Genomic DNA, 24880 nt, shown 5'->3' with positions numbered 1-24880 from the left:
AGGAACACCCCATGCAACTGACGCTCTGGACTTACGAAGGACCGCCCCATGTGGGCGCCATGCGCGTGGCCACCGCCATGACGGACGTGCACTATGTGTTGCATGCGCCGCAGGGCGACACCTACGCCGACCTGCTGTTCACCATGATCGAGCGCCTGCCACGCCGCCCGCCCGTCACCTACACCACCTTCCAAGCGCGGGATCTGGGGGGTGACACGGCAGAACTCTTCAAAGACGCTGCGCGCCAGGCCATGGCACGTTTCAACCCCGCTGCCATGTTGGTGGGCTCGTCGTGCACCGCCGAGCTGATCCAGGACGACCCGGGCGGCTTGGCCCAAGCCTTGCAGTTGACCATCCCCGTGGTGGCGCTGGAGTTGCCTTCGTACCAGCGCAAGGAAAACTGGGGTGCGAGCGAGACCTTTTACCAACTGTGCCGCCACCTGGTGCACAAACCTGCTGCGGAAAAGCCCGCAAAAGCCCGCCCCACTTGCAACATCCTCGGGCCCAGCGCCCTGGGCTTTCGCCACCGCGACGACGTCAAAGAGATCACCCAGCTGCTGAACCAACTTGGTGTGGACGTGGCCGTGGTCGCACCCCTGAGTGCCAGCGTGGCCGATGTGCAAAAACTGGCCGAAGCCGACTTCAACGTGGTGCTTTACCCTGAAATTGGCCTGGCTGCCGCCCAGTGGTTGCAGCGCCAGTTTGACCAGCCTTACACCAAGACCGTGCCCTTGGGCAGCCATGCCACGCGCGACTTCATCGCCGAAGTCTGCACCCTCACCGGCCTGCCCCAGCCCGCGCAAGACCCCGGCAACGCCCACGCCCACTGGTACGCCAAGTCGGTCGACTCGACCTACCTGACCGGCAAGCGGGTCTACATTTTTGGCGATGCCACGCATGTGGTCGCCGCCGCCCGCATCGCCAGCCAAGAGATGGGCTTTGAGGTGGTGGGCCTGGGCAGCTACAGCCGGGAATTTGCCCGCGAAGTGCGCGACTGCGCCAAGCGTTACGGCGTCGAAGCCCTGATCACCGACGACTATTTGGAAGTCGAAACGCAAATCAACGCACTCCAACCTGAATTGATCTTGGGCACACAAATGGAGCGCCACATTGCCAAGCGCCAAGGCATTCCGTGCGCAGTGATTTCGGCCCCGGTGCACGTGCAGGACTTCCCCGCGCGCTACGCCCCGCAAATGGGTTTTGAAGGCGCGAACGTGCTGTTCGACACCTGGGTGCACCCGCTGATGATGGGTCTCGAAGAACACCTGATCGGCATGTTCCGCGAAGACTTCGAGTTCCACGCAGGTGCTGCACCCTCGCATTTGGGCAGCACGCGGCCTGCGGCTGAAAACGTGGCACCAGCAGTGACCGCACCCGTTGCTACACCTGTTGCTTCACCCGTTGTTGTTTCAGCAGCGGCACCCGCCCACACCGACACCCTGACCACCGACAGCGTTCAAAAGGTCGCCGCCCCCGCACAAGCCGCTTCGAACCAGGCCACCTGGAGCCCCGAAGCCGAAAAAGAGCTGGGCAAGATCCCGTTCTTTGTGCGGGGCAAAGCGCGCCGCAACACCGAGCGATTTGCCCAAGACCTGGGCGTGGCGACCATCACCGTGGAGACGCTCTACGATGCCAAAGCCCATTTCAGCCGCTGAACAGACTGGCCCAACACCACCGCGCATGAGCGTGGTGCTGCTGACCATGGACAGCCACCTGGCCAGCGCCGCCGAGAGCGCTGCCGAGCGCCTGGCCCGCGACCTGCCCGGCCTGCACCTGCAAACCCACAGCGCCTCGGCCTGGCGCGACAGCGACAAGGCGCTGGCCGCTTGCCTGGCTGCCGTGGCGCAGGCCGATCTGGTGATCGTCACCATGCTGTTCATGGAAGACCATTTCCTGCCGGTGCTCGACGCCCTGCAGGCGCGCCGCGAACAGTGTGACGCCATGGTCTGCATCATGTCGGCTCCGCCAGTCACCCAGCTCACCCGCATGGGCAAGCTGGTGATGGGCCGCGAATCGAGTGGCCTGATGGCCTTGCTGAAAAAACTGCGCCCCAGCGCCAAGAACAAAGACACCGGTGCCGAGACCGGCGCACCCTCGAGTGCCGGGGCCAAGCAAATGGCCATGCTGCGCCGTTTACCCAAGCTGCTGCGTTTCATCCCCGGCACCGCGCAAGACCTGCGCCTGTACTTTTTGACCATGCGCTACTGGCTGGCCGGGTCAGAGCACAACATCGAGCACTTGGTCAAAACCCTGGTGCACCGTTACGCCCAAGGCCCGCGCGAGCCCCTGCGCGCCCTGGCCCAACCCGAAGACCCGATCGAATACCCCGAGGTGGGCCTGTACCACCCGCAGATGAAAAACCGCATCAGCGAGCAGCTGAGCGATCTGCCCGGTCACGGCCGCAAAGACCAGCCTGCTGTGGGCCTGTTGTTGTTGCGGTCCTACCTGCTGGCGGGCAACACGGCGCATTACGACGCGGTCATCGCCTCGCTGCAAGCGCGCGGCCTGCGCGTCATCCCCGCCTTTGCCAGCGGCCTCGATGCCCGCCCGGCCATGGACCGTTTTTTCAAGCAAGGGTCGGGCTCGAACATCCAGTCCCTGGTGTCACTGACCGGCTTTTCGCTGGTCGGCGGCCCCGCTTACAACGACGCCAGCGCAGCCGAAGTGGCCCTGAGCGAACTCGATGTGCCCTACATCGCAGCGCACCCGCTCGAGTTCCAATCCATCGAACAATGGGGCGACTCCAACCGGGGCCTCTTGCCGGTGGAAAACACCATCATGGTGGCCATTCCCGAACTCGACGGCTCGATCTTGCCCATGGTCTACGGCGGCCGCCCTGGCCCCGCCGGGCAAACTTGCCACGGCTGCGACAAGCGCTGCACCTTCCCCAGCGGCCCGCGCAGCCAGGACATGTTCACCTGCAGCGAGCGCACCGAGATGCTGACGGCCCGCGTCGAGCGCTTGGTGCGCCTGCGCGACAAACCTCGCGCCGATCGCAAACTGGCCATCGTGCTGTTCAACTTCCCGCCCAACGCAGGCAGCGTGGGCACGGCCGCGTACTTATCGGTGTTCCAGTCGCTGTTCAACACCTTGCAGCGCTTGTCGCTCGAGGGCTACCAGGTCACATTGCCAGACAGCGTGGACGACCTGCGCAACCGCCTGCTGCACGGCAACGCCAGCCAGTACGGTACGCAGGCCAATGTGCTGCATGCCATCGACAACGGCCACCATGTTCAAAACGAACGCTGGCTCAGCGAGATCGAGGCGCAGTGGGGCCCCGCCCCCGGCAAGCACCTGACCAACGGCCAGTCCATCTTTGTGCTCGGCGCAGACTTTGGCCAGGTGGTGGTCACGGTGCAACCGGGCTTTGGCTACGAGGGCGACCCGATGCGCCTGTTGTTTGAAACCGGCTGCGCCCCCACCCACGCCTTCAGCGCTTTCTACCGCTACCTGCGCGACGACTACGCCGCCGACGCGGTGCTGCACTTTGGCACGCACGGCGCACTCGAATTCATGCCCGGCAAACAAACCGGTCTGTCGGCCCAATGCTGGCCCGACCGGTTGATCGGCGCGCTGCCCAATGTCTACCTCTATGCGGCCAACAACCCGTCTGAAGGTGCCCTCGCCAAACGCCGGGGCGCGGCCACGCTGGTGAGCTACCTCACGCCCTCGCTCACGCACTCGGGCCTGTACAAGGAGCTGGTCAGCCTGCAGCAATCGATCGAGCGCTGGCAGCAAATGGGGCCCGACCAGGCCCAGGACCGCGAGAGCCTGACCACACTGATCCGCGAACAAGCGCAAAGCATTGACTTGTCGGTTCCAGCCCATCAGGCGGCAGACCCCACCGCCTGGATCGAGCAGCTGCAAAACCAGTTGCTGGAACTCGAATACGCCCTCATCCCCGAAGGCTTGCACGTCATGGGCCAAGCCCCCACCCGCGAGCAGCGCTTGGGCACCCTCAAAGTCATGGCCGACGCCATGGGTTTGACTGCAGCCCCAAACACGGCCCTGATGGAAGCCCTAGTCGACGGTGCGAGCGAAGCGCAACTGAACGCACAGTTCAGCACCGAACTGCATGCCAGCGACAAAGCCCAAGCCGAGACACTGCGCCAACTGGTGCGCAGCAACCGCCTGTTGGGCGAAGACCACGAAATGCAAGGCCTGATGCGCGCCCTGGACGGTCGCTACCTGCAACCCGCCCCCGGCGGTGACCTGATCCGCAACGCCAACGTGCTGCCCACCGGGCGCAACCTGCACGGCCTCGACCCCTTCCGCATGCCGTCAGCCTTTGCGGTGCGCGATGGCCAGCGCCAGGCCGACAAGCTCCTGGCCCGTTACCAGCAAGACCACCAAGCCTTACCCGAGACCGTGGCCATGGTGCTGTGGGGCACCGACAACCTCAAGACCGAAGGCAGCCCCATGGCGCAAGCCCTGGCCTTGATGGGCGCCGCCCCTCGCTTTGACAGCTACGGCCGCTTGGCAGGGGCCCAGCTGATTGCCTTGGCTGAATTGGGTCGCCCACGCATCGACGTGGTCATCACCTTGTCCGGCATCTTCCGCGACCTGTTGCCCATGCAAATCCGCTTGCTGGCCGAAGCCGCGTTTTTGGCCGCCAGTGCCGACGAACCGGTCGAGCAAAACTTTGTGCGCCAACACGCGCTGGCCTACTTGGCCGAGCACGAAGGCAGCACCATGGAATGCGCCGCGCTGCGCGTGTTTGGCAACACCGAAGGCGCGTACGGCGCGAACGTGAACCACCTGATCGACAGCAGTTGCTGGGAGAGCGAAAACGAACTGGGCGACGCCTTCACCCAGCGCAAGGGCTTTGCCTATGGCCGCGAAGGCCGCCCGGTGCGCAACACCTCGGTGCTGCAAAGCGCGCTGGCCAGCGTCTCGCTGACCTACCAGAACCTCGACTCGGTGGAGCTGGGCGTGACCAGCATCGACACTTACTTTGACACGCTGGGTGGCATCAGCCGCGCCGTGCTGCAGGCCAAACACCAGCGCGACGGCAATGCCGCCGAAGCCCCGCCGGTGTTCATTGGTGACCAGACCCAAGGCGATGGCGTGGTGCGCAGCCTGACCGAACAAGTCGCGCTGGAAACCCGCAGCCGCATGCTCAACCCCAAGTGGCACGAAAGCATGCTGCAACACGGCTACGAAGGCGTGCGCCAAATCGAAGCGCACCTGACCAACACCATGGGCTGGTCGGCCACCACAGGGCAAGTGCAGCCCTGGGTCTACCAGCAACTGGCCCAAACCTTTGTGCTGGACCCCGCCATGCGTGAGCGCATGGCCCAGCTCAATCCCACCGCATCGGCCAAAGTGGCCAACCGCCTGCTGGAGGCCACCCGCCGCCAGTACTGGCAACCCGACGCCGAAACCATGTCAGCTTTGCTGCGTGCCGGCGAAGAACTTGAAGACCGCCTTGAAGGCATACAAGAAGGACTCCCAGCATGATCGAAACCACCAGCATCCCCGTGAACAGCATCCAGAGGGTACGCGGCGCAGACGGCGAAGGCAGCGTGCAGTTCCAGATGGATCCCACCGTCAAGATCGGCACCGCCAAGGTGTTTGCGGTCTACGGCAAAGGGGGCATTGGCAAAAGCACCACCTCGTCGAACCTGTCGGTGGCCTTCAGCAAGCTGGGCAAGCGCGTGCTGCAAATCGGCTGCGACCCCAAGCACGACTCCACCTTCACCCTGACCAAAAAACTCATGCCCACCGTGATCGACGCCCTTGAAACGGTGGACTTTCATGCCGAAGAGCTGCGCCTCGATGACTTTGTCTTCAAAGGCTACAACGGCGTGATGTGCGTCGAAGCAGGTGGCCCGCCTGCGGGTACCGGCTGCGGCGGTTATGTGGTCGGCCAGACCGTGAAGCTGCTCAAAGAGCACCACCTGCTCGAAGACACCGACGTGGTGATTTTTGACGTGCTGGGCGACGTGGTGTGTGGCGGTTTTGCCGCCCCGTTGCAACACGCCGACCGCGCGCTGATCGTCACCGCCAACGACTTCGATTCGATCTTTGCGATGAACCGCATCGTTCAAGCCATCGGTGCCAAAGCCAAAAACTACAACGTGCGTTTGGGCGGCGTGATCGCCAACCGCAGCGACGCGACCGACCAGATCGACAAGTACAACGCGGTCACGGGTCTCAAAACCATGGCGCACTTTCCCATGCTCGACGAGATCCGCAAGAGCCGTTTGCAAAAGTGCACCCTGTTCGAGCTGGAGCCCACACCGGCCGTCAAGGCCGTGCAAGATGAGTACCTGCGCCTGGCCGCTGCGCTTTGGCTGGGGGCCGATGCCCTGCCCTCCATTCCCATGAAAGACCGCGACATTTTTGACCTGCTGGGTTTCGACTGACTCCCCCACGGAAAGCACCCGATGAACACCACCGCTTACGAACAACGCCGCAGCCAGATCGAGCACTACTTTGACCGCACCGCGGCCGATGCCTGGGCACGCCTGACCTCGAACGAGCCGGTGGGCCGCATCCGCGCCACCGTGCGCGCCGGGCGCGACACCATGCGCGAAACCCTGCTGTCGTGGTTGCCGCAAGACCTGCGCGGCAAGCGCGTGCTGGACGCCGGTTGCGGCACCGGCGCGCTGGCCCTGCAAGCGGCGCTGCGTGGTGCGCAAGTGGTGGCCATTGACCTGTCGCCCACCTTGGTCAAGCTCGCCGCCGAACGCATGGCGGCCGAGCACCCCACCTTGCCCGGCTCGGTGGAATTCATGTCAGGCGACATGCTCAGCCCCGATCTGGGCCACTTCGACCATGTGGTATGCATGGACTCGCTGATTCACTACGACAGCGACCAAATCGCCGAAGCATTGGCAGGCCTGGCCCAGCGCACACGCGGCTCCATGGCCTTCACGTTTGCGCCGCGCACGCCACTCTTGGCCTTGATGCACAGCGCGGGCCGCTTGTTTCCGCGCAGCGACCGCTCACCCTCTTTGTCACCCGTGGCGCATGCCGACTTGCTGCAACGCATGCAAAACCACATCGATCTGCAGGGCTGGCAAGGCGCGCGCATGCAGCGCGTGGCCAGCGGCTTTTACACCTCGCAAGCCTGGGAGTGGACCCGTTCATGAAACTGCGCGTTCCCATGCCCCGCTGGTTCACGGCCTACGGCACGCGCTTCATGCCGTTTGCCGATGCGGCTTCGCCCGAGCTGCCAATGGCGCGCTTGCTGCGCCTGTCGCTGTTTCAGGTGGTGATCGGCATGGTGACGACACTCTTGGTGGGTACGCTCAACCGGGTCATGATCGTGGAGCTGCAGGTGCCCGCTTGGTGGGTGGCGCTGGCCGTGGCCATTCCCATGGTGTTTGCACCTTTGCGCACCCTGATCGGCTACCGCAGCGACACACACCCCTCTGCGCTGGGTCTGCGCCGCATTCCCTATATGTGGACAGGCACTTTGCTCTTGTTTGGTGGCTTGTCCATCATGCCTTTTGCCCTGTTGCTCTTGTCAGAGCGCGAAGCCGCCAACCTGTGGGTGGGGCAGCTCGGCGCATGTCTGGCCTTTGTGCTGGTGGGCGCGGGCATCCAGGTCACGCAAACCGCGGGCATGGCGCTGGCGCACGACTTGGCCAGCGACGAGAAACGACCCCGCGTGGTGGCCTTGCTCTACAGCATGCTGCTGGTGGGCATGATCGCCAGCAGCGCAGTGTTCGGCCTGATCCTCAGTGACTTCAGCCCGCAAACACTCATCCAGCTGGTGCAAGGCTGCGCCGTCATGGTGGCGGTACTGAACTTGGCCTCCCTGTGGAAACAAGAGGCGCGTGGCGTCAAGCGCGGTCGCCGCGAAGCCGGTGGCTTTGCCAGCAGCTGGCGGGGCCTGATGGCCCAGCCGCAAATGCGCCGTTTTTTGTGGACGCTGGCCTTGGGCACCTTTGCCTTCAACATGCAAGACATCGTGCTCGAGCCTTATGCGGCCGAGATTTTGAAGCTCGACGTGGGCGCAACCAGCGCCCTCACAGCCTTGAGTGCCGGAGGTGCTTTGCTGGCTTTCCTCTTGTCAACCCGCTGGCTGTCGGGTGGCATGCACGCCTGCCGCCTGGCCAGCCTGGGCGTGCTGCTGGGCTTGCCCGCTTTTGCGATGGTGATTTTTTCGGGACCCCTCGAAGCGGCCTGGATGTTCCGCATCGGCGTGGGCCTGATCGGTTTCAGTGGCGGCTTGTTTTCTGTGGGCATGCTGGTCACGGCCATGGGCATGGCCCAAGACGGCAGCCCGCTGGGCAAGCTCGGCGGTCTGGTCATCGGCACTTGGGGCGCTGTGCAAGCGACCAGCGCAGGCGCGGCCATGGCACTGGGCGGTGCTTTGCGCGACGGCGTGTCGGTGCTGGCCATGTCGGGCGCTTTGGGCGAGGTGCTGGTCACCCCCATCACCGCCTACAGCTTCGTCTACCACCTGGAAATGTATTTGTTGTTTGTCGTACTGGTGGCCTTGGGCCCCATGTTGCGCGCCAGCCGCTTGGAAGCCAGGGCCAAAGCCCAGCGCCCCAGCACCCCCTCAACCCCCTTTGGTCTGGCACAACTGCCAGGCTGACGCACAGATTTTTTGAAGGAGCACAGCCATGGAAACAGGCGCTATCACACAGTACATCGATGTGGCCCAAATCGTTTTGTACATGTTCTGGGCATTTTTTGCCGGATTGATTTACTACCTCTTGCGTGAAAACCACCGCGAGGGCTATCCCATGGACTCGGGACGCGAGAACGGCCCGAAGATCGACGGCTGGCCCCCTGTGCCTGAGCCCAAGGCTTTCAAGACCCAAGACGGCCACACCTATTTGTCGCCCGATCTGGCCCGTCCTGACGGCACTTACAGCGGCCAGCCCACACACGGCTGGAACGGCGCACCCCTGGAACCCGTGGGCGACCCCTTGCTCGCAGGCGTGGGCCCGGGTGCCTGGGCCATGCGTGCCGACATTCCTGACGCTGACCCGCACGGTCACCCCAAAATCGTGCCGCTGCGCGTGGCCACCGACCACTCGGTGGCCAAGCAAGACGTCGATCCACGCGGCCTGCCCGTCTGGGGCGCTGACCAACAAATCGCGGGCACCGTGGTCGAACTCTGGGTGGACCGCATGGAGATGATGTTCCGCTTCGCCGAAGTGCAACTGGCAGGCTCCGAAAAACGCGTGCTGCTGCCCATGACTTTTGCACGCATCAAGAAAGACGGCACACATGTACAAGCCATCCTGGCGCACCAGTTTGCCAACGTGCCACAAACCCAATCGAACGAACAGATCACCCTGCTCGAAGAAGAAAAAATCACGGCCTACTACGGTGCAGGCACCTTGTACGCCACGCCTGAGCGTCAGGAACCCATCATATGAAAGCCACCCACGAACACGAGTGGGAAGCCGCCCCTGGCCTGCCCAGCGCCCTGCCCAAGGGCGAGCGTGTGGTCTGGCAGGGCGCGCCCGACTGGAAACGTCTGGCCATCCACGCGTTTCATGTGCGCAAGGTCGCGCTGTACTTTGCGCTGATGCTGGCCGTGCAAGCCCTCAACCTGACGGCCCCTGACAGCGGCACTGGCTGGAAGCCCCTGACAGAGGTCGACTGGAAACCCCTGGTCGTGGCCGCCAGCTTGTACGCCCTGGCCTTGGCCCTGCTCTTGGGCTCGGCCTGGATGTCGGCGCGCAGCACGCTCTACACCCTGACCAACAAGCGTGTGGTGATGCGCATCGGCATCGTGCTCACCCTGACCTTCAACCTGCCCTTCAAACGCATCGCAGGCGCCTCTTTGAAGACCCAAGGCGCTGGCACCGGCGACATCGCGCTGGCTTTGCACGCCGAGGACCGCATCGGCTGGGTCCACCTGTGGCCACACCAACGCGCCTGGCACATCACCCAACCACAACCGACTTTGCGCTGCGTACCAGACAGCCAAGAAGTGGGCGAGTTGCTGCTGAACCTCTGGCGTGCCGAGCGAGCCGGCCAAAGCCTGCACTTGGGTGACGCCCCTGTCAGCCAGCAGAACACCCCCACCCAAGGCATGCTGGCATGAACACCCTGCCCAAGCACGACTGGCAGCCCAGCCGCCCTGACACGCAGACCCAGGGCCTGAACCGGCCCATGGCCTGGATCGGCGTGATGCTGCTGGCCATGCTGGTGGCCGTGGGTCTGGCCCGCTGGTCGGGCCTGGACCCGCGCACGCCCGACGCAGCCGTGCAGTGGCAGCGCGACCTGCAATTCACAGACCTGCCCAGCGGCGACATCGCCGTGCTGGACCACCGCACCGGCCAAAAAGTGGCTGTGTTTTCTGGCGAGCAAGGTTTTTTGCGCAGCACTTTGCGGGCCCTCGCCCGTGAACGCCAGCGCGAAAGTCTGGGCAAAGAAGCCCCCTTTTTATTGATAGGCCGCGCCGACGGCCGCTTGACCCTGCAAGACCCCAGCACTGGCCAGCGCATTGACCTGGAGTCGTTTGGCCCCAGCAACGCGGCCGTGTTTGCCAGCTTGCGCTTGGCTGGCCACAAAGCCCCCTGAAATTGAAACGTCCCGCACCGGAGAACACCATGACCGCCACTGCTGTCCACACCATCGAAACCGCTGAAGACGCCAACAAAAAAGCCGTGCACGACGACATGATCAGCCCGCGCTTTTACACCACCGACTTTGCGGCCATGGACCGCATCAACATCGATCCGGTGCGCGCCGAATGGGACAAGATGATGGCCGAGTACGAAGGCGACAACAACCACGACCACTTCCAGCGTGACGAAGCCTTTGCCGGCGAAGTGGCCTCGGGCATGGCCAGCCTGTCGCCCGAGATGCGCCAAGAATTCATGGACTTTCTGGTGAGCTCATTGACCTCAGAATTTTCGGGTTGTGTGCTCTACAACGAAATCCGAAAGAACGTCACCAACCCCGACATCAAGCAGCTGATGACCTATTTGGCACGCGACGAATCGCGCCACGCGGGCTTCATCAACCTGTCCTTGCGCGACTTCAATTTGGGCATCGACCTGGGCAACTTGAAGCGCACCAAGAAATACACCTTCTTCAAGCCCAAATACATTTACTACGCGACCTACCTGTCCGAAAAAATCGGCTACGCGCGCTACATCACCATCTTCCGCCAGCTCGAAAAACACCCCGAAAAACGCTTTCACCCCATTTTTCGCTGGTTCGAGCTGTGGTGCAACGACGAGTTCCGCCACGGCGAATCCTTTGCCCTGATCATGCGCGCCAACCCCAAGCTGCTCAGCGGTGGCAACAAGCTGTGGATCCGCTTCTTTTTGCTCGCCGTCTACGCCACCATGTACGTGCGTGACCACACCCGCCCCATGCTGCACGAAGCCATGGGCCTCGATTCGAGCGAATACGACTACCAAGTGTTCCGCATCACCACCGAGATCACCAAGCAAGTGTTCCCGCTGGCGCTCGACACCGACCACCCCAACTTCCGCCGAGGCCTGGAGCGCCTGTTTGCGATTTCGCAAGCCATGGAAAAAGCCAAGGCGCGAGGCGGCGTCGTGGGCAAGCTGCAGCAAGGCGTGTGCGCCGTCAAAGCGGCGGCCACCTTTGCCCGCCTGTACTTCATGCCAGTGATTGAGCAAGACCTGTCGCCCCAAGTCCGCATGGAACCCGCATGGTGAATGAAGTCATTTGGGCCTGCGTGTTCACGGCCCTGTGCTGGTGGCTCGGCACGGGCGTGATCCTGTGGCTCGACCGGCTGCCCGCGCGCAGCTTCCGTTTCAGCTTGGCGGGCTGGACGGTGCTGTTGGCTTTGAGTTTTTGGGGCGTGGCCCACAGCATGCAAGAGGTCAGCGTGTTCAACGCTTACTTGGCCTTTGGCAGCGTGATCGTGATGTGGGGCTGGCACGAGCTGGCCTTTCTCACAGGCTGGATCACCGGCCCGAGAAAAACACCGCTGGAATCGGGCGTCACGGGCTGGCCACGTTTTGTGCAATCGGTGCAGGTCATGCTGTACCACGAGCTGGCCTTGCTGGCGAACTTCGCCGTGCTGTGGTGGATGCAAGAGGGCCAGGCCAGCCATGTGGCCATTTGCACCTTTGCGCTGCTGTGGTGCATGCGCCTGTCGGCCAAACTGAATTTGTTTTTTGGTGTGCCGCAAAACGGCGCGCAATACCTGCCCGCGCACCTCCATTACCTGGGCAGTTATTTCCGCACCACCACCGGCATGTCGCTGTGGTTTGTGCTCTCGATGGGTGTGGCCATGGGCACCTGGTTTTGGCTGGTGTGGCTGGCGCAACAAGGCGCTGTGGCCATCACCACCGGCTGGGTCATGCTGGCCACGCTGTTGGGGCTGGCGATCGTTGAACACATCATCATGATTTTTCCTTGGCCACTGGAGCGGCTGTGGGGTTGGGCCATGGGCCAGACCAACAAACCGGCTTTGACCTCACCCCCTTGAAGGCCCCCATGAACACCTTGACCCTCACCCCCGCCTTGCGCGCCGATGGCTTTGACACACCCAGCATCCCACCGCGCCCCCATGCCGGTGAGGGGAGCCGCACAACACAGCGCCCGGTGGCGGTGGTCATTGGCAGCGGCTTTGGCGGGCTGGCCGCCGCGATTCGCCTGAGCGTCAAGGGCTACGAGGTCAAAGTCTTTGAAAAACTCGACGCCCCAGGTGGCCGCGCCTATGTGCACCACCAGGATGGCTTCACGTTTGATGCTGGCCCCACCATCATCACCGCACCGTTCTTGCTCGAGGAGCTGTGGGCGCTGTGCGGCAAAAGCTTTGCGGGCGACGTGAAGCTGGTCGCCATGGACCCGTTTTACCGCGTGCGTTTTGCAGACGGCACCTGGTTCGACTACAACGGCGACCCAGAGCACATGCGCGCCGAAGTCGCCCGCTTTGAACCCGACGACCTGCCCGGCTACGAACGCTTTTTGGAAGAAGCCGAGCGCTGCAAAACGCTGGGTTTTGAGGGCATGGGCGACATGGCTTTTGACAAGGTCAGCGACCTGATGGCCGCCATCCCCGACTTTTTGCGCATGGGCGCTTGGCGCAGCCTGTACAGCCTGGTGGCCAAACACATGCGAAACGACAAGCTGCGCATCGTGATGAGCTTTCACCCGCTGCTGATCGGCGGCAACCCCTTTGCCGTGACCTGCGCTTACGCCCTCATCAACTCGCTGGAACGCACTTGGGGTGTTCACTCGGCCATGGGCGGCACCGGGGCGATTGTGAAAGGCCTGGTCAGCCTACTGGAAGAACGCGGCGTGCCACTGCGTTGCAACGCACCCGTCACACAAATTCGCATTGAAAACGGCCGTGCCTGTGGCATCGAATTACAAAACGGCGAATTTATACCCGCCGACATCGTGGTCAGCAACGGCGACACCGCCTGGACCTACAAAAACCTGGTGGCCTCCGAGCACCGCCGCGTTTGGACCGACCGCAAAATCGCCAACGGCAAATACTCCATGGGCTTGTTTGTCTGGTACTTTGGCACCTCCAAACAATACAAAGACGTGCCGCACCACATGATGGTGCTGGGCCCGCGCTACAAAGGCTTGCTGCAAGACATTTTCAACAAGCACAAACTGGCCAACGACTTCAGCCTGTACCTGCACCGCCCCACCGCCACCGACCCCTCGCTGGCGCCTGAGGGCTGCGACACCTTTTATGTGCTCTCGCCCGTGCCGCACCTGGACAGCGGGACCGACTGGCCCGCCTTTGCCGAAACCTACCGCGCCGCGATTGCCGAGAGCCTGGAGGCCAGCGTGCTGCCCGGCTTGCGCGACTGCATCGTGACCAGCAAGGTCAGCACACCGCAGGATTTTCAGGACAACTTGTGGTCCTACAAAGGCGCGGGCTTTGGCCTAGAGCCCTTGCTGCTGCAAAGCGCCTGGTTCCGCCCCCACAACCGCAGCGAGGATGTGCCGGGTCTGTTTGTGGTGGGCGCCAGCACACACCCGGGCGCGGGCGTTCCGGGTGTGCTCATGTCGGCCAAAGCTTTGGAATCGGTGGTCCCCCATGTCAACGTCTGAACGCACTCCCAACGCCGTGAGCTTGCAAGAACTCGACTTCGACTCGCAAGACCTGCAGGCCTGCGTGGCCATGATGCAGGGCGGCTCCAAAACCTTTTTTGCCGCCAGCCGCCTGCTGCCGCCCCGCGTGCGCACGGCCGCGATCGCGCTCTACGCCTTTTGCCGCGTGGCCGACGACTTGGTGGACGAAGCCGCTGCGGGCGACACCCCGCTCGATGTGCTGCAAGAGCGCTTGGACGCCATCTATGCCGGCACCCCGCACGACCATGTGGAAGACCACGCGCTGAGCCTGGTGGTGCAGCAGTACAAACTGCCACGGCATTTGCTGGACGCGCTGATCGAAGGCTTTGCCTGGGACGCTGGGGGCCGCTCTTACGACAGCATCGAAGACCTGCACGCCTACGGTGCGCGGGTAGCGGGCAGTGTGGGCGCGATGATGAGCTGGATCATGGGCCCACAAAGCATGGACACGCTCGCGCGCGCTTGCGAGCTGGGCGTGGCCATGCAGCTGACCAACATCGCCCGCGATGTGGGGCATGACGCCAGCATCGGCCGACTGTATTTACCGCGCCGCTGGCTGATCGAAGCGGGTGTGCAACCCGAAGCCTGGATGGCCCAACCCAGCTTTACCCCGGCCATCGCGCAGGTGGTGGCGCGTTTGCTCGATGAGGCCGATCGCCTTTACAAACAAGCCCACTCGGGCATTGCGGCCTTACCGCCTGACTGCCGCGCCGCCATTTGCGCGGCAAGCATGATCTACGCCGAAATCGGCCACCAGCTGCGCCGAGAAGGCCTGGACTCGGTCAACAAACGCACGGTGGTCAGCACCACGCGCAAGCTCATGCTGCTGGCCAGCGCCTGGACCCAGGTGCACTGGATCCGCGTGGCGGACCACAGCCCCGCCCCGTTGGCCGCCATCGTGGGCCTGGTGCAAGGCTGCCGCGACGCCGCTCAGCAAACCGGCAACAAAGCCTATTTTCCCAACCGGGCCATGCCCCAACGCGTGGCTTGGATGCTCAATTTGTTCGAGCGCCGCGAAAACGAGCGCCTGGACCGCAACGCCATGCACCACACACCATGAGCCCAAGACGATGAGGGTGCCCAGCCACAGCATCAATGTGCGCCTGCTGTACGTGAGCCGCGCCGTGGGCCCACAAACCACCACGATGACCACCACCATCTTGGCGCAAGCACAAGCCAACAACCCCGCGCAAGGCATCACGGGCGTGTTGTGCCAAGGTCAAGGCTTTTTCTTCCAAGTCATCGAGGGCGAGCGCAGCCGCGTGAATGCCTTGTACCGCCGCATCAGCGCCGACACCCGCCACCAGGACGTGGACATCCTGCACTACGAAGAAATCCACGAACGCCGCTTTGGCCAATGGTCCATGGCGCTGGTGCACCTGTCGGTGGACGACCCCATGGTCAAACTGCACCACCCCGACTTCGACCCTTACTCGGCCTCTGGTCCGCAGGTCATGCAGCAGGTGATGGATTTGCTGGAGGCCGGGCAGCCGATTCGGATGCCTGCGGCTTGATCCGCCTGTGGCTTCACATCTGATCAATCGCTGTGTGGACCGATGGCGCTTGACCGGGCTTGTCCGACAGTGAAAACCGGTCCTCGGTGCGGGTGTAAAAACTCGCACCAAAGCGGGCCACTGGCTTGTAGTCGCGCAGGTTGACGCGCCAGGCTTCGGTGTCGATCAGGCCCTCGCGAGCGGCCAGCCACTGGATACGGCCGATGAAGACGTAACGGCTGGGGGTCTCCAGCTTTTCGTGCAAGACGCACTCAAAAGCAATGGGCGCTTCCTGAATACGCGGTGGCGCCACAGTGTGCGAGGGCACAGGCGTCAAGCCCACGGCGGTCAGCTCGCTCACATCAGAAGGCATGGACTCGCCACAGTTGTGCATTTTTTGCGCCATGGGTTCATCGGACATGTGCACCACAAACTGGCCGTTGTGCAGGATGTTGGCGGCCGTGTCTTTGAGGCGGCCGTCTTGCAGGCGGTTGATGCTGATCATCAAAATGGGAGGGTCTTCACCGATCATGTTGAACATGGAAAACGGCGCGGCATTGATCACCCCGTTGGCCCCAAGCGTGGTCACCAGGGCGATGGGCCGGGGCACGATCAGGCTGGCCATGAGTTTGTAGCGCTGGTAGCTGCTGATCTGGTCAAAGTCGACTTCGGTCATGGGGGATTTCACAAGGTGCGGGTTATGGGTGGGGCAACAAAAAACGGCAGCATCCAGTCTAGCCCTCGCTGGATGCTGCCGCCGGGTGGTGGCATGAAAGCCTTGGTTGGCGCTCAGGCGATCACTTCGACCTTGGCGCGTTTGGCCACCGCGCTCCAGCTGGTGATTTGCGACTGGATGAGTTTCACGAAATCATCGCCCACTACCGGTGTTTTGCGCGGCAGGGTTTGCACCTCTTCCAGCCGAGCCATGACATCGGGTTTGGCCAAAATTTCAGGGATGAGTGCGGTCAGGCGCTGCGCAATCGGTGCCGGCAAATTCTTGGGTGCAGACAGGCCCAGCCACTGAGAGCCAGTCAGGGAGCCATAGCCCAGTTCGGCAAAGGTCGGAATGTTGGGGAAGGCCGCCATGCGTGTGGGCGTGGACACCGCCAATGCTCGCAGCGAGCCGGCCTTGAGCTGGTTGACGTTGGTGGTGACGGGGTCAAACACGCTGTCGATCTGGCCACCCAGCAGGTCTTGCATGGCTGGGGCGCTGCCTTGGTAAGGCACATGGTCGTGCTCGCTGGCCTGGCCTTCGATTTTGAGCAACTCCCCATACAGGTGGTTGGCCGAGCCGATGCCCGAGGTGCCAAAGCGCACGGGTTTGGTCCTGGCGGCGTTCACATACTGCGCCAGCGTTTGGTAGGGCGACTGGGCACGCACCAACAGGAGCATGGGTGCTTCCACCAGCATGCCCATGTGGGTAAAGTCGTTGACGGGGTCAAAGGGCATGGTGCGCCGCGTGGCGGTGGCGTAGATGTGCACCGACGCGTGGCTGACGAGCAAGTTATAGCCGTCGGCAGCTTGGCGCGATGCGAATTCGGTGCCGATCAGGCCACCCGCCCCTGCGCGGTTATCCACCACCACGGTTTGCGACAAAGCGCTCGAGAGGTGCGGCGCCATCATGCGCGCCACGGTGTCCACCAAGCCACCGGGTGGGTATTGGCAGATCAAGCGGATGGGACCTTTGCTGGGCCAGGCAGAAGACTGGGCGTGGACCCACGGGGCGGCCAATGTGGCGGCACCCGCTGCCAATAATTCACGACGTTTCATGGGGACTCCTAGAGCAAAACAGGGTTGAAAAAATGGCTTGGCCATCGGCCAGCGCTGTGGCTATGCAGGAGGTGTGCCAACTCGGCACGATGGATGCTTCTTGGTGCGGGACATGCACAATACCGACTGGCTTGGCATGGGCCTGGCCGCTTGGGCACACCAAAACGGTGCCGACCCACCCAGAGCCGCCCTGTTTTGAACCAGACTCGCGCACGGGTTTGGGGCAAAGAGCACCCACATGACCACAGGAAAACCCAGGATGGACACCACCCCACTGCGCCGCTATTTGCTGATCAACCCCAACACCAACCCGCTGACCACACAGCGGCTGCAGGACGTCTTGCAGCCCCAAGTGCCGCCAGGGGTTCAGTTGCTGGTGCAGACGGCCCGATTTGGCGCACCTTACATCGCCTGCGAAGCCAGCCATGCGGTGGCGGCCCATGCTTGTTTGGATGTGTGGACCACGCAACGGGGCACGCCAGAGCAACCGCTGGACGGCGTGCTGATTGGCTGCTTTGGCGACCCAGGTTTGTTCGCACTGCGCGAGGTCAGTGGCTGCCCTGTCACGGGTCTGGCCGAGGCCTCCTTCATTCAGGCCGCTTCGCACGGCCCCTTTGCCATCGTGACCGGCGGTGAGCGCTGGAAACCCATGCTGCAGCGCTTGGCCAACAGCTTGGGTTATGGCGCGCAACTGCGGCACATCGAAACCGTGGCCCCCACCGGGGCGGCGCTGCAGGCCGACCCGGACATGGCCATTCGCTGCTTGACGCAGGCTTGCCAGCAAGCGGCCCAGTCGGGTGTGGCCGCCATCATCCTGGGCGGCGCAGGTTTGGCTGGGTACGCCCGGCTGCTGCAAGCCCATTGCCCCCTGCCCCTGATCGACAGCGCCCAAGCCGGTTGGGAGGTTTTGCTGCAACAAAAGGCGCCTGCTGCGCCAACAAGCCGGGATGGTTTTTACGCCCCATGGGTGGGTCTGCCCCCAGCCTTCTCGCAGGTTCCGGCCCAGTGCCATGGCTGAGCAAACGCGGCACACACTCTCTCCAATGACTCATTTCGGGCTCTGAAGCGCGCAACGCATGGGTGTGCCAGCCAATGTGGCTGGGGCTTGGCCTGTATTTGTGCAGGGCATGGTCCTGGGCCGTGGGGCGCGCTGGCTGGCAACGTGGTTTGCAAAGCCGCGCGCCTGGCAGGTGATGGACGCGCTGATCGGTGTGACCATGTGGGTGCTGCCGCTCTTGATGGTGCGCCAAGTGGCGAGCGGGCTCTGGCCTCTTTAAAACCGATAGAAATAAAACAATTGACTTTTATTTCATTTGAGAATATATTAGCACCTTGTTCTGCATTACCCGCATGAACAACACGCAGAAGGCTCACAAGGCGTCTGCACTGGCATCGATTGACGTCGAACACCGTCTCCTGTTGAGCTGCAGGCCTCGGCATTTTTCTCACCGCTCTGCGCAAGCCCCTGGATGGTTTGCGACTCGATTGATTTTGATTTTCCCGATTACCACCCGCACGGGCTCCCCGGTCGCTTCGCCCTCGACACACCCTTTTTGCACCGGCCTTGGCCGAACAACAGCTGCCACGGCTTTGCGCCAGGCTCGCCCTGCTCTGCAAGGCCTGAACCTGACGCCCGCCCTGCACCGCACGGCCTGTGCTTTCACCCAACATGCTGCGCGCCATGTCCTCGACACCACGCGCGACTGGCTGCAAAACAGCCCCAGCCCCGAACAAATGCGCTGAGGCCTCACGGCCCTGGCGCGTTTTCCTGCGGCTTCCCGACCTTGGCCAGGAATCCGCTTTTCCCTGCATGTCGGCTTCGTTTTGAAGCCGCCACGCCACCTCTCTGAAAGGCTCAACCATGAGCAGCAAAATTTACGTGGGCAACTTGCCTTACACCATCGACGACGCCAGCTTGCGTCAAAACTTTTCTGAATTTGGCGGCGTTCTGTCGGCCAAGGTCATGATGGACCGCGACACCGGTCGCTCCAAGGGTTTCGCCTTTGTGGAAATGTCCAGCGCCGAAGAAGCCCAAGCCGCCATCACGGGCCTCAACGGCATGTCGGTCAGCGGTCGCTCGATCGTGGTGAACATCTCCAAGCCCAAAGAGCCCAGCACCGGCTACGGCAGCGGTTACCGCGACACACGCAACTGATCTGATTCAGTCGCCCACAAAAAAGCCGCTTCACAGCGGCTTTTTTGTGGGCGGGGCTTTTTGGAAAGCCCCAAACCTTGGGGCGGTTTACTTGCGTGGGCGCTTGGGACGGTTGAACCAGTTGGCCAACATGAACAGGCCGAAAACCACGAACATGATGATGAGGATGTGTTTGATTTCCATGGTGAGTCCTTGGGTTACAGGGTGATCTTGAAATGGCGTGGGTAGAGATTATGCAGAGTTGCCGGGCGGACGTACAGTGGGGGTCGCAGAACGCAGCAAAGGTCCCATGGCCCACAAGGTCATGCCCAACAAAAGAATTTCAATGGCGTAAACAGCCGAGTAGCCCATGACGGGGTCGCTGATCAAGGCCACGCCGTCGCGCACCAAGCCGCCTGCGGCCATGCCCACGCCAGCGGCCGTGGCCTGGACAGCGCCCCAGGCGCCCATGGCCAGTCCGATCTGGCCTGGTGGGGCCAGCTGCATGGTGGCGGTGAGGGTGCCGTGTGCAAACAAACCACCCCCCAAGCCAATCATGAAAATGCCCAGCACAAACAAGGCGGGCATGGCCAGAGGGCCAGAAGCAATGACGCAGACGAAGGCAGGCAAACCGACCCAGGCCCCCCAGCCGGACATGCGGTAGGCGTCGCCGCCGCGCCCCAGCACGCGCGAAGCCCAGGCAAAACCCAGCAGGCCGCCCAGCGCCAGAGTGGCCGAAAGCAAGGTGGTGCTGGACACGCTCATGTGCAAAATCTCGCCGCCGTAGGGTTCGAGCAACACGTCTTCCATGGTGAAGGCCATGGTGCCCAGGCCCACCGCCAGCAAGCGGCGCAAAGTGTTGGGTCCTTGGCAAAACAGTTGCCAAGCTTGTGCAAAGCTGTGCTCAACGGGTGTGCCGGGTTTGCGCAGCCGGCTGCGCGGCTCTTGCTTCCATAAGGCGACCACGTTCAGCACCAGCGTGGTCACCGCCACGGCCTGCACCACGCGAATCAGTTGACCGGGGCTGTAGTCGTGCAGCAAATAGCCGAGCACCAAGGCGCTGCCGATCATACCGATCAACTGCATGACATACATGAGGCCCACCACCTGGGGCTGGCGCTCGGGTGGGGCCAAGTCGGTGGCGAGCGCCAGACCTGCGGTTTGCACCGTGTGCATGCCCAAGCCCACCAACAAAAACGCGCCCGCCGCGCCCAGCTGGCCGACCCAGGCCGGCGCCTGGCTGGCTTGCCCGGCACCGGCGAGCACCAAGAGCGCAAACGGCATGATGGAAAAGCCGCCAAACTGCAGCAGGCTGCCCATCCAGATGTAGGGCACGCGCCGCCAGCCCAGTTGGGAGCGGTGGTTGTCCGAACGAAAACCAATGAGCGTGCGCAAAGGGGCCACGAGCAAGGGCAAGGCCACCATGAAGGACACCAGCGTGGCGGAGACTTTGAGCTCCACGATCATCACGCGGTTGAGGGTGCCCACCAGCATGACCATGGCCATGCCCACAGAAATTTGGAACAGTGACAAGCGCAGCAAACGCGACAGCGGTAAGTCATCACTGGCGGCGTCGGCAAAAGGGAGAAATCGGGGACCCCAACTGGCCAAAGCCATGCCCCAGTTGCTGCGATTTTTGGTGGTGTTCATAAGTCAAGAGAAAGACCAGGCGCTTGCGCGCCTGGCCGTTCGGGCTTTCACCCTTTACTTCTTCACTGCAGCATCCGCAGTAGGCGCTGTCGCGACCACTTTGGTACCACCGTTCAGGAAGCTTTTCACCCAGGTGGTGTTGGTTGTCAGGGCCAAATGCACGCTGAAAGACGAGATCGCCACAGCCGCAATGAACACCGGAATACCCACCGAAGGCTTCACCACACACCACATTTTCGAGTAGATCATGATGATTTTCCTTTACTTGAGCCAGGGTGAATAGATGTAGGCCAGCAGGTGAGCAAATGCGGCAATCATGCCGAAAATCTGCGTACCCTGGATGAGATTGCGGTGAATCTCTTCCGATTCGGCCTCGGTCAGTCCCGTTGGCCAGACTTTGTCTGAGTTAGACATAGTTTTCTCCTTGCAGAAGACGTGCACGGCCCGCACGAGGGCTATTCTTGGCCACCACGGCCAGGAATGGGGGTGCCTGAAACCGGGCGCAGCTGGGCCTCTTGGGCCCAGGTGTGGAAGGTGTCAAGCGAATCATCTCAAGCCCGCCTTGGCATGCGAAACGGCAGCATGGCTTGAACCACCGGTGACACCAGACGCGGCACCGACAGGGTTTCGTGAAAGGCGAGCAAGGGCTCGCCTGCGTGTTCAAATTGCAGCAAGGCACGTTGATAAAACGGCGTGTCTTCGAGTTGTTCGTGCACGCGCACGGCTTGCGCGCTGCGCATGCGGCGGTCGATGCGCCAACCGGTCTTGGACAAGCGCTGCACCGGGGGCGTGGCGATGGGCTCCACCGTCCCTTGTGGTGTGAAGCGCAGCGACAGCACGCGGTCTTCGGCACCGGGCGCTTGCATGTCATAAAACACCAGGGTGCTGCCGTCACGTTTGCGGGCCCGAGACCAGTCCCAGGTGTGAAAACCTTGCTCCACCGGCTCATCGCCTTCGTTCGAATCGAGGTAGGCGTGGCCTTGCCATTTCAAATCGGGGGCGTTCAGGTCCACCTCGATGCGCGAGGCCGGCGCCAACGGACCCCAACGGTGCCGGCCAGCCACATCCAATGGCGTGGAGTAGCCAAACAGTTGCTGCGGCCACAGCTTGATGCGGCCACGCACGCGACGCGGGATGGGCATGCACACCTCGTCGATGTCGATGGTCAAGCAGTCGCCATCCCAGCTCAGCTGGCTCGGGCCGATGGTGAACTGTCGGGCGCTGCGAGCGCAGTGGCGCTGGCCACGCTCGGTCATGGCCCAGCGGCCTTGGCCTTTGCTGTAAATGGCCACGTTCAGGGCGCAGTGGTGGTCCGGGTTGGCACGGCCGCGCCCACGCGCCCAAGCGTAATAAGGCGAGAACACACTGCCCACAAAAGCAATGAGTGTGATGCCGTGTTGGCCGTCGTCACTCATGGCGTCGACATACCACCAAAGGTAGCCCCCGTCGGGAACGTGCTGGTCGAAGCGAGGCTCGCCATCAGCGCCTCGGCCGCCCGCTGCCCGGACAAAGCCGCCATCGGCACGCCCGGCCCCGGGTGCACGCTGCCCCCCGCCAGATACAGGCCCTGCAGGGGTGTGCTGGAGCCAGGTCGGCTGAAGATGCTGGTCCAGCCGTGCGTCGCCTGCCCGTACAGTGCCCCGCCGCTGGCCGGAAAGCGCCGATGAAAATCCTGCGGCGTCGTGCGCAGGCTGTTGGTCACCGACGGTTGCAGATGCAGGCCCAGTTGACGCAGGTGCTGAAAGGTGTGCGTTTGGCATTGTTCTAAAGCCTCCTCGGTGATTGCGTTGCCGTCACCGCAGGCGGGGGCGTTGACCAAACAAAACAGGCGCTCGGCTTGGCCGTGCGGCAACTGAGCGGGTCGGTCTTGTGCACAGACATAGACCGTGGGCTGCTCGGGCAAGCGCTGGCGCTCGAAGATGTCTTCGAACTCGCTGGCATAGGTGCTCTGAAAAAACACGTTGTGCCGGTCCAGCGCCACGCCTTCGGCGGGGGTGTGCATGGACCAGGTCAAGGCCGACAAGGAGCGTGGCGGCGCGTCTGTTGGCACAGCGCGGCGCACGTCGTCGCCCAACAAGCCTTGGCGCAAAGCGGCGGCGTCGCCATTAAAAATAACGCGGTCGGCCGGTAAAAATTCGCCCGACTGCAGGTGAACACCGCACACGCGGCCTTGGCGCTGCTCAATGCGCTGGCAGCTGCTGTGGTAGCGGAACACCGCGCCTCGGCGGCGGGCCACACGGGCCAATGCCTGGGCCATGCCGACCATGCCGCCTTCGACCGACCAGACCCCGTCCATCTCGACTTGGGCGATCAGCATGAGGGTGGCGGGCGAATGCCAAGGCGATGAGCCGCAATACGTGGCGTAGCGCGCAAAAAGCTGGCGCAGACGCGGGTCGGTAAATTGGTGTCCCAACTGTTGCCACAGGCTGCGCATGGGCCCGAGTTGGGCCAACACGCCCAGGCCTTTGAATCCCAAGTCGCCCATGAAGCCGCCCATGCTGGGGCGCTGGGCGCGGATCATGGGGCCTTCGAGCGTGGCGTAGAGCTGGCGCGTGGTCTTGCAAAAATCCCGAAAGCGCCGGGCCTCATCACCACTGGACCAAGCGGCAATCGCCGCTTCGCTCTCGCGGGCATCGGCCGACAAATCGAGCTGGCTGCCATCGGGCCAAAAGTGGCGGGCGAGCACCTGCAGCGGCGTGATCTGCATCTCGGCTTCGACGCTGGTGCCCACACTGCGCAGCAAGGCATCGAACACCCAGCGCATGGTGAACACGGTGGGACCACTGTCAATGTGTGCGCCGTTCACTTCGCGGCTGTGCACCTTGCCGCCGGGCGCACCCGAAGCTTCGACCACGGTGACATCGAGCCCTTGGTGTGCGAGCTGGATCGCACTGCACAAACCGCCCATGCCCGCGCCGACGATGACGACGCGGTGCTCAGACATGGCTGACCTCCAGGCTGGGCACACCAGCCAGGCGGCTGCCGGCCAGCGCTGCATCGGCTGGGGCGGTGCTCTGAACGGCCAAGGCGGGCGCATCGAAACTGCGGCCTTGCCAGGCACCGGCCATCTGCAGCACCTGCATGCGCACGAACAGCGATTCAGAAAAAAACTGGTGCTTGTAAGCGGCGGCGCTGGCCACTTGGTGGGCGCCCTGGCGGGCATACTGCAGCATGGCGGCCGTGTCCTGCCACAGGCTGAAGGTGCATTGGCGCACCAAAGGCGCTTCGCCCAGGCCCATGGCCAACAGGCAACCGGGGGCTTGCCCCAAGTCAGCTTGCGCAGCGGGGGCATAACGCCAAAAAGCCATGGCCTTGGTGGGCACGATGCTGGCGCGGGTGAGCACAGCGAAAGGACCGCTGTGCGGCCTGCCCGCCCAACCCAGGCCTGGATCGCCCTGCTCGCCCTTGTCTTCATTCTCGCCAGACAAGCCCAGCGCTTGCGCGCTGCTCGCTTGCCAGGCTTGTTTGTCCCAATGGCCCCGGGCCGATTGCACGGACAACACACCCGTCCAGCATTCGCGGGCGCGGCTGCGGTAGGCCTGAACCGCAGGACTGTCCAGAAACTTCAGGGCCAGATCGAGGTGGCTGAAGGTGCAGATCAGGCCCTGGTGCGTGGCACTGGGGCGCAAGCTGAAGCCCCCGCCATGTCCACTGCCCATGACCTTGACCATGGTCAGACCGGGCACGTCCTTGTAGGGCGTGGCCCCGGCCACCAGACGCAACCAGCCCCAGCCCTGGTGCTGGCGCAAAAAATCGGCCAGCAACACCACCACCACGCCGGACAGCGGGTCATGAAGGGGTGTAAGGGCTTCCATGACGGGGTCCGGTCAGCAAG

The 24880-nt window shown here is 63.0% G+C and carries 25 protein-coding genes; 17 read left to right on the top strand and 8 right to left on the bottom strand.

Translation table 11 applies throughout. The features are described 5' to 3' along the window. Window positions 1–11 precede the first annotated feature (11 nt). From bchB to LHAB_RS09155, 13 genes are read left to right on the top strand one after another with little or no spacing between them, the layout of a single operon-like run. Window positions 12–1655, top strand: coding sequence for a ferredoxin:protochlorophyllide reductase (ATP-dependent) subunit B (bchB, locus tag LHAB_RS09215; RefSeq protein WP_090045614.1), 1644 nt, complete (start codon window positions 12–14; stop codon window positions 1653–1655). Continuing rightward, complete coding sequence (locus LHAB_RS09210) at window positions 1630–5460, top strand: magnesium chelatase subunit H (protein ID WP_090045611.1); 3831 nt, start codon at window positions 1630–1632, stop codon at window positions 5458–5460. The genes bchB and LHAB_RS09210 overlap by 26 nt, the downstream gene beginning before the upstream one ends. Next, the gene (bchL, locus tag LHAB_RS09205) at window positions 5457–6368 is read left to right on the top strand and encodes a ferredoxin:protochlorophyllide reductase (ATP-dependent) iron-sulfur ATP-binding protein (RefSeq protein ID WP_019425988.1); all 912 of its coding nucleotides are present in this window, start codon (window positions 5457–5459) and stop codon (window positions 6366–6368) included. The genes LHAB_RS09210 and bchL overlap by 4 nt, the downstream gene beginning before the upstream one ends. Before the next feature lie 21 nt (window positions 6369–6389). Continuing rightward, on the top strand, window positions 6390–7097 hold the full coding sequence (gene bchM, locus LHAB_RS09200) for a magnesium protoporphyrin IX methyltransferase (RefSeq protein ID WP_090045609.1): 708 nt from the start codon (window positions 6390–6392) through the stop codon (window positions 7095–7097). Further along, window positions 7094–8554 carry a BCD family MFS transporter gene (locus LHAB_RS09195; RefSeq protein ID WP_090045606.1) on the top strand — a complete coding sequence of 487 codons (1461 nt, stop codon included), beginning with the start codon at window positions 7094–7096 and terminating at the stop codon, window positions 8552–8554. Before bchM ends, LHAB_RS09195 begins: the two co-directional genes overlap by 4 nt. A gap of 28 nt (window positions 8555–8582) precedes the next feature. Further along, entirely contained in the window at window positions 8583–9347 is a 765-nt protein-coding gene (gene puhA, locus LHAB_RS09190; protein WP_090045604.1) for a photosynthetic reaction center subunit H, read from the top strand. Further along, window positions 9344–10021 carry a photosynthetic complex putative assembly protein PuhB gene (puhB, locus tag LHAB_RS09185; RefSeq protein ID WP_090045603.1) on the top strand — a complete coding sequence of 226 codons (678 nt, stop codon included), beginning with the start codon at window positions 9344–9346 and terminating at the stop codon, window positions 10019–10021. Before puhA ends, puhB begins: the two co-directional genes overlap by 4 nt. Then, window positions 10018–10500, top strand: a complete 483-nt coding sequence (puhC, locus tag LHAB_RS09180; protein ID WP_090045600.1) for a photosynthetic complex assembly protein PuhC — start codon at window positions 10018–10020, stop codon at window positions 10498–10500. The genes puhB and puhC overlap by 4 nt, the downstream gene beginning before the upstream one ends. A gap of 29 nt (window positions 10501–10529) precedes the next feature. After that, entirely contained in the window at window positions 10530–11612 is a 1083-nt protein-coding gene (gene acsF, locus LHAB_RS09175) for a magnesium-protoporphyrin IX monomethyl ester (oxidative) cyclase (RefSeq protein WP_090045597.1), read from the top strand. Further along, window positions 11606–12391: a putative photosynthetic complex assembly protein PuhE gene (gene puhE, locus LHAB_RS09170; RefSeq protein ID WP_090045594.1), complete on the top strand. Its 786-nt coding sequence runs from the start codon at window positions 11606–11608 to the stop codon at window positions 12389–12391. Before acsF ends, puhE begins: the two co-directional genes overlap by 7 nt. Window positions 12392–12399: 8 nt before the next feature. Further along, the gene (locus LHAB_RS09165; RefSeq protein WP_194943143.1) at window positions 12400–13977 is read left to right on the top strand and encodes a phytoene desaturase; all 1578 of its coding nucleotides are present in this window, start codon (window positions 12400–12402) and stop codon (window positions 13975–13977) included. Continuing rightward, window positions 13964–15058: a phytoene/squalene synthase family protein gene (locus tag LHAB_RS09160; protein ID WP_228763397.1), complete on the top strand. Its 1095-nt coding sequence runs from the start codon at window positions 13964–13966 to the stop codon at window positions 15056–15058. Before LHAB_RS09165 ends, LHAB_RS09160 begins: the two co-directional genes overlap by 14 nt. A gap of 10 nt (window positions 15059–15068) precedes the next feature. Further along, window positions 15069–15512: a BLUF domain-containing protein gene (locus LHAB_RS09155; RefSeq protein WP_090045592.1), complete on the top strand. Its 444-nt coding sequence runs from the start codon at window positions 15069–15071 to the stop codon at window positions 15510–15512. A gap of 13 nt (window positions 15513–15525) precedes the next feature. On the opposite strand, the gene LHAB_RS09150 is transcribed toward LHAB_RS09155, so the two are convergent. Together LHAB_RS09150 and LHAB_RS09145 are read right to left on the bottom strand one after the other, a co-directional pair. Next, window positions 15526–16167, bottom strand: a complete 642-nt coding sequence (locus LHAB_RS09150; protein WP_090045587.1) for a flavin reductase family protein — start codon at window positions 16165–16167, stop codon at window positions 15526–15528. A 113-nt stretch (window positions 16168–16280) separates the two neighbouring features. Further along, a complete protein-coding gene (locus tag LHAB_RS09145; protein ID WP_194943142.1) occupies window positions 16281–17261 on the bottom strand; it encodes a Bug family tripartite tricarboxylate transporter substrate binding protein in 981 nt (326 codons plus the stop codon). Window positions 17262–17520: 259 nt separating this feature from the next. On the opposite strand from LHAB_RS09145, the gene LHAB_RS09140 reads away from it, so the two are divergent. The 4 genes from LHAB_RS09140 to LHAB_RS09130 all read left to right on the top strand — a co-directional run bounded on the left by LHAB_RS09140 (window position 17521) and on the right by LHAB_RS09130 (window position 19416). Then, a complete protein-coding gene (locus tag LHAB_RS09140; protein ID WP_228763396.1) occupies window positions 17521–18279 on the top strand; it encodes an aspartate/glutamate racemase family protein in 759 nt (252 codons plus the stop codon). 58 nt (window positions 18280–18337) lie between these two features. Next, a complete protein-coding gene (locus tag LHAB_RS09135) occupies window positions 18338–18538 on the top strand; it encodes a hypothetical protein (RefSeq protein ID WP_369814111.1) in 201 nt (66 codons plus the stop codon). Between the two features lie 313 nt (window positions 18539–18851). Further along, window positions 18852–19004 (top strand): hypothetical protein, encoded by a 153-nt coding sequence (locus tag LHAB_RS14665; RefSeq protein WP_194943141.1) that lies wholly within the window; start codon window positions 18852–18854, stop codon window positions 19002–19004. Between the two features lie 118 nt (window positions 19005–19122). After that, on the top strand, window positions 19123–19416 hold the full coding sequence (locus LHAB_RS09130) for an RNA recognition motif domain-containing protein (RefSeq protein WP_019425964.1): 294 nt from the start codon (window positions 19123–19125) through the stop codon (window positions 19414–19416). 231 nt (window positions 19417–19647) lie between these two features. Here LHAB_RS09130 and LHAB_RS09125 read toward each other — a convergent pair whose 3' ends face one another. The 6 genes from LHAB_RS09125 to LHAB_RS09100 form a co-directional block, all read right to left on the bottom strand. Beyond that, the gene (locus LHAB_RS09125; RefSeq protein WP_090045581.1) at window positions 19648–21045 is read right to left on the bottom strand and encodes a PucC family protein; all 1398 of its coding nucleotides are present in this window, start codon (window positions 21043–21045) and stop codon (window positions 19648–19650) included. A 54-nt stretch (window positions 21046–21099) separates the two neighbouring features. Next, window positions 21100–21294 carry a light-harvesting protein gene (locus LHAB_RS09120; RefSeq protein WP_090045578.1) on the bottom strand — a complete coding sequence of 65 codons (195 nt, stop codon included), beginning with the start codon at window positions 21292–21294 and terminating at the stop codon, window positions 21100–21102. Window positions 21295–21306: 12 nt separating this feature from the next. Next, window positions 21307–21459, bottom strand: coding sequence for a light-harvesting antenna LH1, beta subunit (gene pufB / locus LHAB_RS09115; protein ID WP_019429105.1), 153 nt, complete (start codon window positions 21457–21459; stop codon window positions 21307–21309). 137 nt (window positions 21460–21596) lie between these two features. Next, window positions 21597–22460 carry a carotenoid 1,2-hydratase gene (locus LHAB_RS09110; RefSeq protein ID WP_090045576.1) on the bottom strand — a complete coding sequence of 288 codons (864 nt, stop codon included), beginning with the start codon at window positions 22458–22460 and terminating at the stop codon, window positions 21597–21599. Beyond that, a complete protein-coding gene (gene crtD, locus LHAB_RS09105) occupies window positions 22457–23989 on the bottom strand; it encodes a 1-hydroxycarotenoid 3,4-desaturase CrtD (RefSeq protein ID WP_090047844.1) in 1533 nt (510 codons plus the stop codon). Before crtD ends, LHAB_RS09110 begins: the two co-directional genes overlap by 4 nt. Then, window positions 23982–24860: a hypothetical protein gene (locus LHAB_RS09100; RefSeq protein ID WP_228763395.1), complete on the bottom strand. Its 879-nt coding sequence runs from the start codon at window positions 24858–24860 to the stop codon at window positions 23982–23984. Before LHAB_RS09100 ends, crtD begins: the two co-directional genes overlap by 8 nt. Window positions 24861–24880: the final 20 nt, after the last annotated feature.

Source organism: Limnohabitans sp. 2KL-27 (genome assembly GCF_001269345.1).
In the GTDB taxonomy this organism is placed as follows: Bacteria; Pseudomonadota; Gammaproteobacteria; order Burkholderiales; family Burkholderiaceae_C; genus Limnohabitans_A.
Note: the sequence above shows the minus strand (reverse complement) of the source record. Positions and strands in the feature narration are given on the sequence as shown.